Here is an 8,294-nt window from a genome sequence, read left to right as displayed (position 1 = left end):
CGCCTCGGAGGCCAGGATCGCCGCACCTGACCCGTCGGAGGTCGGTGAACACTGCAGCTTGGTCAGCGGGTCGTAGATCATCCGCGACGCCAGGATGTCGTCAAGTGTGTAGGACTCCTGGAACTGCGCGTACGGGTTGTTGACTGAATGCTTGTGGTTCTTGTAGCCAATCTTTGCGAAATGCTCTGCGGTGGTGCCGTATTGCTTCATGTGCTCGCGACCGGCGGCCCCGAACATCCACGGAGCCGCGGGGAAAAGCACCTCGGAGATCTCGGCCATCGCCATGACGTGCTTGTCCATCGGCTGGGTGCGGTCGTCGTACATCGTCCCCAGCGAGCCGGGCTTCATCTTTTCGAACCCGAGCGCGATTGTGCAGTCGGCCAGCCCGCCGCGAATCGCCTGGGCGGCAAGGTATAACGCGGTCGACCCGGTCGAGCAGTTGTTGTTGACGTTGACGATGGGAATACCGGTCATGCCCAGCTCGTAAAGCGCGCGCTGGCCCGATGTCGACTCGCCGTAGACGTAGCCGACGTAGCCCTGCTCGACCGCGGTGTAGTCGATGCCGGCGTCTTCGAGTGCCTTGGTGCCGGACTCGCGCGCCATGTCGGGGTAGTCCCAGCCCTCGCGTCGGCCCGGCTTTTCAAACTTCGTCATCCCCACACCGACGACGTAGACCTTGTTAGACATCGCACTCCTTTGGACGAGGTTCAGACAGGCGGCCAACCGCTTCCGTCATAACATACATGGCTGATTGTATCTTTACTAATCCTCCAGGACAGGTCATCGACGACGGCTAGCCCAACGCCTGCGTGGGCAACACATCAGCGAGCAATACCCGCAGATGCTCGCAGGCCCGGTCCCAGCGGCGGCGCGCACGTTCGGCGTCCCGATCGACGAAACTGGCCACCAGAATCCCCCGCAGCGCGTCCATCGCCGTGTAGACGACGTTACGAATTTCCTTCTGCGCTGTGTGGTCCGCTACCAGCTGTGAGATCGCGGCAATCAGTGTGCTGTTGACGACCGGTTCTACCCGCTCAATCTGGCGAGCCAGCACGGGATCTGTGCGTGCCCCCACCCAAAGTTCCAGCGTGGCAACAAACATCGGACCTTGGTGCGCCTCCCACAAAAAGTCCAGCACCATCGACACTGGGTCGGGACTCGCCTGCACGCGACCAAGCTCGCGGATCGCGCCTTGTGCACGCTGTTGAGCGAGGTGCTCGATGGCCGCGACCACCAGATCTTCCTTGGACCGGAAGTGGTGGATCTGCGCGCCGCGGGTGACGCCGGCGAGCTGGGCTACTCGCGGCGTGGTGGTTCCCGCGTAGCCGTAGGTCACCAGGCACTCGATGGTGGCGTCGAGCAACCGCGTCCGCATGGCGGCAGTGCGCTCCGCCTGGGTGCGCCGAACCCGTTGTCCGTTGACTTCCGTCATCGCGACCGCACTACCTTCCCGGTACCTATCGAAGTAAAGATACATTCAACTGAGAATGTAATGCTACCGCATCGGTCGCAGAGTCGAGTCGTGGCTTCGGAGTCGCTTGTCGCTTTCCATGGTGTAGCTGCGGTCATCGGGCTGTTTGAGCAGCCGCAGATAATCCTGCGGGTGATGCGGCCACAGTTCCGGCAACCCGTCGTCACCCAGGTACCAGCTGTTGCAGCCGGTCGTCCACACCGTGCCGGGCAACCCGCGCCGAATGTGGTCCAAGTAGGCATCGATGGCGCCGGCGGTGGGACGCAGCCTGTCGTACTCCCCCGCAGCCCATCGCGTTATCCAATTGAGCACGTATGCCGCCTGCGCTTCGGCCACGTCCACCAGCGAAAAGTTCCCGATCGGGGAATGCGGACCAAGCAGCATGAACAGATTCGGCATGTCCTGAATGGCGACGCTCTTGTAGGCACGGGGACCCGCTGACCACACGTCGCTGAGTGTGTGGCCGTCGTGGGTGCGGAGCGTAGCGGGACGAACATAATCGTGTGCGTTGAAACCGGTTGCCATCACGACGATGTCGGCTTCGTGCAGCCGACCGTCTATAGTCCGGATACCACCCTCCTCGAACCGGTCGATCGCCGTTGTCTCCACGCTCACGTCGCGACGCTGCACCTGGCGGTAGAAGTCGGGGTGGATGATCAACCGCTTGCACCCGGGTTGGTAGGCGGGAGTCAGCTTGGCGCGCAATGCCGGATCGGCGACCGAAGCGAGGTTGCGCCGGCACACCCGGTTGACCACGCGTCGTCGCAAACCGGGCTGCGTAAGCCCGACGGTGAAAACCTCGAACGACTTGTATTCCGCTTGCCGCACTGCCCTGCTGAGCAGCCGGCTTCGGCTCATCAATTTGCGGGCGGCGGGCGGGATCGACGGGTTGGGCATGCGCGCAACCCATTGCGGTGTGCGCTGAAAGAGCGTCGCGTGAGCTGCGACACCGGCTACCGCCGATATCAGCTGCACACCGGTGGAGCCGTTGCCAATAACGGCGATTCGCTTGCGCGAGACGTCGATGTCATCGCTCCAGTGCGCCGAATGGACAATCTGGCCGGCGAAGTCGCTCATGCCCGAGAAGCCCGGCACGCTGGGGTGGTGCAAGAAGCCCGTCGCCAAGATGACGAAGTCGGCGTCGAGATTCTCGCCGTCGCGCGTGGTCAGCCGCCAGCGCGCTCCAGTGTGGTGGGCGTCGACAACCTCGGTCTGGTAGCGGATCATTCGCTCGATGTTGTGCCGACGTGCCGATGCTTCGAAGTAATTCTGGATTTCCGGGCCGGGCGAAAACAGGCGACTCCACGACGGATTCAAGTCGAATGAGTACTGGTACCAATGCGACGGCACATCGCAAGTCAGTCCCGGATAGCGGTTGTCCCGCCACGTTCCGCCGAGGCGGTCGCTCTTCTCCAGGATGGTGACGTCGCTGAACCCCGCGCGGTCGAGCAGCATCGCCTGGCACAGCCCGGACATCCCGGCGCCGACAATGACGACCCGCGGCGTGCGGTGCATCAGGCCCTCGCCTGCGTCGGGCTCTCAAATGGGTTCAGCGTCACCTGCATCTGGGCCAGACCGCGCAGCGAGCTGTTGGTGGTCCACTCCGGCGTACCGATCACGTCGATGCGCTCCACGCGCTCGCTGAGTTCGCGCAGCACCGCCCGGCTCTCCATCCGCGCCAGACTCGCGCCGAGGCACAGGTGAATCCCCGAACCGAACGCGACGTGGGAGGGATTGCGCGCTGCAACGAATGCGTCCGGATTGTCGAACTGCCGCGGGTCACGGTTGGCCGCACCCCACAGCAGCGCCACCCGCGCACCGGCCGGAATTGTGGCGTCACCTACCGGGTATGCGGTCTTCGCCGTGCGGTAGAACCCCTGAATCGGCGACGAGAAACGCAGCTGCTCCTCGATAGCGCTGCCCACCAGCGTGTCGGGATCCTGCCGGATCAGCCTGAACTGACCGGGGTTCTCCGACAACGTCAGGAACATGGTGCTCAGCAGGTTGGTGGTGGTTTCGTTGCCGGCCAGCAGGAGCAGCAACGCAAAGTAGAAGAGTTCGTCGCGGCTGATCTCGCCGTCGCCCGCGGTGGCCACCAGACGGCCCAGCAGGGTGTCGCGCGCCAACAGCTCGCCGCTTTCGATGCGGCTGCAGAAATACGAATGTAGGTGGCGCACGCCGTTGAGGGTGGGGAACATCTGCCACAGCCCCTTCGGCGTCAGTTGGATGTTCGCCACTCGGACGGACTCGTTGGACCAGTAGCGGAAGAACTCCTCGTCCTTCGGCGGAATGCCGAGGATGTGCGCGATCATCCGCATCGGCAGCGGCACCGCCAGCCGTTGCACTACATCGGAACCCGGGTTGGCCAGCAGCTCCGAAACCAGTTCGCGGGCAAGATGATCCACCGTCTCCTGCCAGCCGGACAGCGCTCCGCGCGCGAACGCGGGCTGCACCTTGCGTCGTAACTCGGTGTGCCGCGGCGGATCCAGGTTGAGCAGAACCGGGATTTCCACCCGGGACCGCGTCACCCCTTCGGTGTTGGTCAGCATCGCGTCGTTGCGGGCCGCGGCGCGCACGTCGTCGTAGCGGCTGAGGATGAAGATGTTGCGTCTGCGGTTGTATCGGACCCTCGGGCCGGCCAGCAGTTCGGTGTATCCCGGGTAGGGGTTGGCCGCGGTCACCGGATCGAACGGGTCGAACGCCGTTTCGTGGATGCCGGGATAGTCGCGGCGCTTGAGCATGGCACCCAGATCGGTGGTGATGTTGGTGTAGAGACTGTCCGCGAGCGGCCTCGCCACCGATGTTGCCAACCGGATGTCGTATTTGAGGGTCACGGTTCCTCCATCCGTCCACCGGATTCGATCAACCGATGCAAGCGTGACAGTAACAACTATTTCTGTAACAGACAATGGGGTTAGAATCATCGTCAAATGGAGATGACAATCGACCAGCTTGCCCAGCGCGTTTCCATGTCCTCGCGCAATATCCGGGAGTGGCAGCGCCAGGGTTTGCTGCCGCCGCCGACCCGGCGCGGACGCGTCGGCATCTACTCCGACGAGCACATCGCGCGAATCAGGCGGGTGCAGCAGCTGCACTCCGAAGGCTTCCCACTCGACCTGATCCGGCGCATGATCGACACCGGCACCGGCAACGAGAGCGACATCCGGCACTTGGCGGCCGAAGTGCTCGCCCCGTTCAGCATGGCGGGCCCCACCACGGTCGGCCGAGCAGAACTCGACAACCGACTCGGCGCCGGCGCCGCAGCGCACCTGGCCAAGCTCGGCCTGATCGCCGACGCCGACGGCGATCCGGTATCGGTGCGCGACGCGGAGGCGCTGGACCTGATCGAAGGCCTCACCCGTGTGGGCGTTTCGCTGGAGCGACTGGTTGCGACGTTGGTCGACGTCCGCGGTCACCAACGTTCGATTGCTGACGTGATCCTGCGCGCCTATGCCGAGGACGTGTGGGAGCCCTTCGTGTCGTCGAGGTTCGCTGCGCCCGGCTGGGGTTCGCTTGCCGACAATGCGGGGCAAGGCCGCCGGCTGGTGAGCGCGCTGCTCACTCATCTGCAGCAGGCCGCGTTCGACGACGCCGCGGCATCGGTGATGTTGAGCGAAGTCGGCCAGGCCGAGCGCGCGTTGGACGGCATCAAGCCGACCCGTGAACCGTCCTGACGCCCCCTCGGATTACAGTGTGGCCGGCCGGATTACGACGACTGACTTGGTTTTCGCGCCGTCGTCGCGGAGCAACGCGATAACCCGGCGATTCCCGTCCTGCGCGGCATAGACGCCGTCGATGCCGGCCGGTGTGAGCGCGCGGCCGTTGGCCGCCGCGTCGGCCTCCCCGGCGGTGAGCTCGCGGCGCGGAAACATCTGCAGACAAGCCTCGTCGAGGGTCAAGCTCAGCTTCGGCCGCTCGGTCAGCTCGTCGAGTGAGCGCGCTTGATCCAAACCGAACCGGCCGACACGGGTGCGGCGCAATGCGGTCAGGTGACCACCGACCGCCAGCGCGTCGCCGAGATCGCGGGCCAGGGCACGGATGTACGTACCGGAGGAACAGTCCACCTCTACGTCGACGTCGATCACGCCGTCCCTGTCGCGGCGTAGCGCCAGCATCTCGAATCGGTCGATGCGCACCGGCCGGGCGGGAAGTTCGACGGTGTGCCCTTCGCGTGCCAACCGATATGCCCGCTGCCCGCCGATTTTGACCGCGCTGACCGTCGATGGCACCTGCATGATGTCGCCGCGCAACTCGGCGATCTCGGTGGCGATGGTCGCCTCGGTTAGGTGTTCCGTCGAAACTTCCTGCAGTAGTTCGCCTTCCGCGTCATCGGTGGACGTGGCCTGGCCCAACCGGATGGTGGCCGCATAAGACTTCGAGGCGCCGGTGAGCAACCCCAGAATCTTGGTGGCGCGCTCGATCCCGATCACCAGGACGCCGGTGGCCATCGGGTCCAGCGTGCCGGCATGACCCACCCGCCGGGTGCCGAAGGTGCGTCGGCAGCGCCCGACGACGTCGTGGCTCGTCATTCCGGCCGGTTTGTCGACGATGACGAGGCCGGCATTCATAGCACGATCGCTGTCAGCACCAATTCCCGTTCAACCGACCACCGTCCGGCCAGTGACGTCAGCGGCGGACCCGACAGCGTGGCGCCGTCGATCAGGATCACCGATTCGAAGGTGCCGCCGGAGCCGGAGCCGTCGACGTCGAACGTGATGTGCGCGTCTTCGAAGCCAAGCCAGCGTTTCGTCAGCGGGAACCACGCCTTGTACGTTGCTTCTTTGGCGCAGAACAAGATTCGGTCCCAATGCACACCGGCCGGCAGACCAGCCATCGCTTCTATTTCACGACGCTCCGCTTCTAGGCTGATCGCGTCAAGCACGCCATTGGGCAGCACGTCGTGCGGCTCGGCGTCGACTCCTACCGAGCGCACCGCGGCCCCGCGGCCGACGACCGCGCCACGGTAGCCCGCGCAGTGGGTAAGGCTGCCCACCACACCGTCGGGCCAGCATGGTTCGCCCTTGTCCCCCTTGAGGATCGGCACCGGCGGAATCCCGAGCTCGCCCAGCGCCAGACGAGCGCAGTGGCGCACGGTGATGAACTCGTTGCGCCGCTTGGCCACTGACCGCGCGATCAACGGCTCTTCTTCGGGCATCGGCGCCAGCCCGGGCGGGTCAGAGTACAGCTCGGCCGACGCCAGGTTTTCATCGGATGTCCCCGTGCCGGGCAGCACCGACGACATCAATGTGGACAGCGTCATCGTGACTGCCGCTGGCGCAGTCTTTCTCGGAACTGTTGCGCCTGCGCCCGCATCTCCGGGGTGATGACAAAGTGACCGCCGAAGTCGTTGAGATAGCCGGGCGCGTACTGCGGATCGGGCAGCACTTGGCGCAGCCAGCTGAACGGTTTACGCCGGCGCCACTCCCGCGGGTAACCCACCGAAACCTCTTCGAAGCGGACCCCGTCATACCAGGTGGTGCGGGGGATGTGCAGATGGCCGTAAACCGAGCAGATCGCGTTGTAGCGGGTGTGCCAGTCGGCGGTCTCGGTGGTTCCGCACCATAGCGAGAACTCCGGGTAGAACAGCGAATCGCAGGGTTCACGCACCATCGGGAAATGGTTGACCAGCACCGTCGGCGTCATCCAGTCGAGGTCTTCGAGCCGCTTGCGGCTGGCGGCCAGGCGATCACGGCACCACGCATCGCGGGTGGGGTATGGCTCGGGTGACAGCAGGAACTCGTCGGTGGCGACGACGTTGCGTTCGCGCGCTATCGCGAGGCCTTCGGCTTTGGTGGTCGCGCCCGCGGGCAAGAACGTGTAGTCGTAGAGCAGAAACAGCGGCACGATGGTGGCCGGGCCGCCGCGCTCGGTCCACACCGGAAACGGGTGCTCCGGGGTCACGATGCCCATTTCGTCGCACATGTTGACCAGGTAGTCGTAGCGGGCGCGGCCGAAGACCTGCTTCGGGTCCTTGTTGGTGGTCCACAGCTCGTGGTTGCCGGGTACCCAGATCACCTTCGCGAACCGTCGGCGCAGCAGATCCAGCGACCAGCGGATCTCGTCGGTGCGCTCGGCGACGTCACCGGCGACGATCAGCCAGTCATCCGGCGACGACGGGTACAGCGATTCCGTGACGGGCTTGTTGCCGTTGTGACCGGTGTGCAGGTCGGAGATCGCCCACAGCGTCGGCTGGCGGGCGGTCGTCGGTTCCTGTGCTGCCACGACTCCCCAGCCTAACGAGCGCGTCGCTGAATGCCGCGCCGCAGTACTAGAACAGGTTCTCGTTTACCCTGTGACGGCGCGATTGCGACTTGTAAACTCCCCGCAGAGGTAAACCGGTCGAGGGGGTGTGATGGTCGCCAAGCTGCGGCTGCTAGCGGCGCTCGGTGCCCTGGTCACGGCGCTGGTGGTGGTGTGGCAGAGTGCACCGCCGGCCAACGTCGGTGCCGCGAAGGTGCAACTGCGGTCCACCGCCGCACCGATGGATCCGCCCACGACGATGAAGAGCCCGATTGTGGCGACCACCGACCCCAGCCCGTTCAACCCGTGTCAGGACATCCCGTTCGACGTCGTGCAGCGGTTGGGCCTGGCCTTCACGCCGCCAGAACCGCAGGAGGGGCTGCGCTGCCAGTACGACGCCGGCAACTACCAGGTGGCCGTCGAGCCGATCATCTGGCGCAACTACGACCAGTCGCTGCCCGCCGACGCCGTCGAGACCACGGTCAACGGCCACCGCGCCGCCCAGTACTGGAACCTCAAGCCCACGTATCACAACAGCTACTGGTACATGTCCTGCATGGTGATCTTCAAGACCAGCTACGGG

The 8,294-nt window shown here is 64.9% G+C and carries 9 protein-coding genes; 2 read left to right on the top strand and 7 right to left on the bottom strand.

The window, feature by feature from the left end:
• The 4 genes from WAN71_RS23705 to WAN71_RS23690 form a co-directional block, all read right to left on the bottom strand.
• Positions 1–687, bottom strand: a 687-nt coding sequence (locus WAN71_RS23705; RefSeq protein ID WP_422227672.1) for a beta-ketoacyl synthase N-terminal-like domain-containing protein, incomplete at its 3' end; no start/stop codon positions are given.
• A gap of 106 nt (positions 688–793) precedes the next feature.
• Positions 794–1,432 (bottom strand): TetR/AcrR family transcriptional regulator, encoded by a 639-nt coding sequence (locus WAN71_RS23700; protein WP_422227671.1) that lies wholly within the window; start codon positions 1,430–1,432, stop codon positions 794–796.
• Between the two features lie 63 nt (positions 1,433–1,495).
• Complete coding sequence (locus WAN71_RS23695; protein WP_422227670.1) at positions 1,496–2,986, bottom strand: flavin-containing monooxygenase; 1,491 nt, start codon at positions 2,984–2,986, stop codon at positions 1,496–1,498.
• On the bottom strand, positions 2,986–4,305 hold the full coding sequence (locus tag WAN71_RS23690) for a cytochrome P450 (protein ID WP_422227669.1): 1,320 nt from the start codon (positions 4,303–4,305) through the stop codon (positions 2,986–2,988). Before WAN71_RS23690 ends, WAN71_RS23695 begins: the two co-directional genes overlap by 1 nt.
• Before the next feature lie 96 nt (positions 4,306–4,401).
• Between WAN71_RS23690 and WAN71_RS23685 the strand changes: the two genes are divergently transcribed.
• Positions 4,402–5,145 (top strand): MerR family transcriptional regulator, encoded by a 744-nt coding sequence (locus WAN71_RS23685; RefSeq protein WP_422227668.1) that lies wholly within the window; start codon positions 4,402–4,404, stop codon positions 5,143–5,145.
• 12 nt (positions 5,146–5,157) lie between these two features.
• Here WAN71_RS23685 and truB read toward each other — a convergent pair whose 3' ends face one another.
• Genes truB through WAN71_RS23670 form a run of 3 tightly spaced genes read right to left on the bottom strand, consistent with a single transcriptional unit; the run spans position 5,158 to position 7,693 of the window.
• A complete protein-coding gene (truB, locus tag WAN71_RS23680) occupies positions 5,158–6,039 on the bottom strand; it encodes a tRNA pseudouridine(55) synthase TruB (protein ID WP_422227667.1) in 882 nt (293 codons plus the stop codon).
• Positions 6,036–6,731, bottom strand: coding sequence for a 4'-phosphopantetheinyl transferase family protein (locus tag WAN71_RS23675; RefSeq protein ID WP_422227666.1), 696 nt, complete (start codon positions 6,729–6,731; stop codon positions 6,036–6,038). The genes truB and WAN71_RS23675 overlap by 4 nt, the downstream gene beginning before the upstream one ends.
• Positions 6,728–7,693: a metallophosphoesterase family protein gene (locus WAN71_RS23670; RefSeq protein ID WP_422227665.1), complete on the bottom strand. Its 966-nt coding sequence runs from the start codon at positions 7,691–7,693 to the stop codon at positions 6,728–6,730. Before WAN71_RS23670 ends, WAN71_RS23675 begins: the two co-directional genes overlap by 4 nt.
• A gap of 130 nt (positions 7,694–7,823) precedes the next feature.
• Between WAN71_RS23670 and WAN71_RS23665 the strand changes: the two genes are divergently transcribed.
• A partial coding sequence (locus WAN71_RS23665; RefSeq protein WP_422227664.1) for a DUF3558 domain-containing protein occupies positions 7,824–8,294 on the top strand: 471 nt, incomplete at its 3' end.

It is taken from the genome of Mycobacterium sp., assembly GCF_049280035.1.
Taxonomy (GTDB): domain Bacteria; phylum Actinomycetota; class Actinomycetes; order Mycobacteriales; family Mycobacteriaceae; genus Mycobacterium.
Note: the sequence above shows the minus strand (reverse complement) of the source record. Positions and strands in the feature narration are given on the sequence as shown.

Bases quoted from the DNA above. Each gene is read 5' to 3' on its own strand.
- WAN71_RS23675 (WP_422227666.1), bottom strand. From the start codon at position 6,731: ATGACGCTGTCCACATTGATGTCGTCGGTGCTGCCCGGCACGGGGACA.
- WAN71_RS23695 (WP_422227670.1), bottom strand. From the start codon at position 2,986: ATGCACCGCACGCCGCGGGTCGTCATTGTCGGCGCCGGGATGTCCGGG.
- truB (WP_422227667.1), bottom strand. From the start codon at position 6,039: ATGAATGCCGGCCTCGTCATCGTCGACAAACCGGCCGGAATGACGAGC.
- WAN71_RS23685 (WP_422227668.1), top strand. From the start codon at position 4,402: ATGGAGATGACAATCGACCAGCTTGCCCAGCGCGTTTCCATGTCCTCG.
- WAN71_RS23700 (WP_422227671.1), bottom strand. From the start codon at position 1,432: ATGACGGAAGTCAACGGACAACGGGTTCGGCGCACCCAGGCGGAGCGC.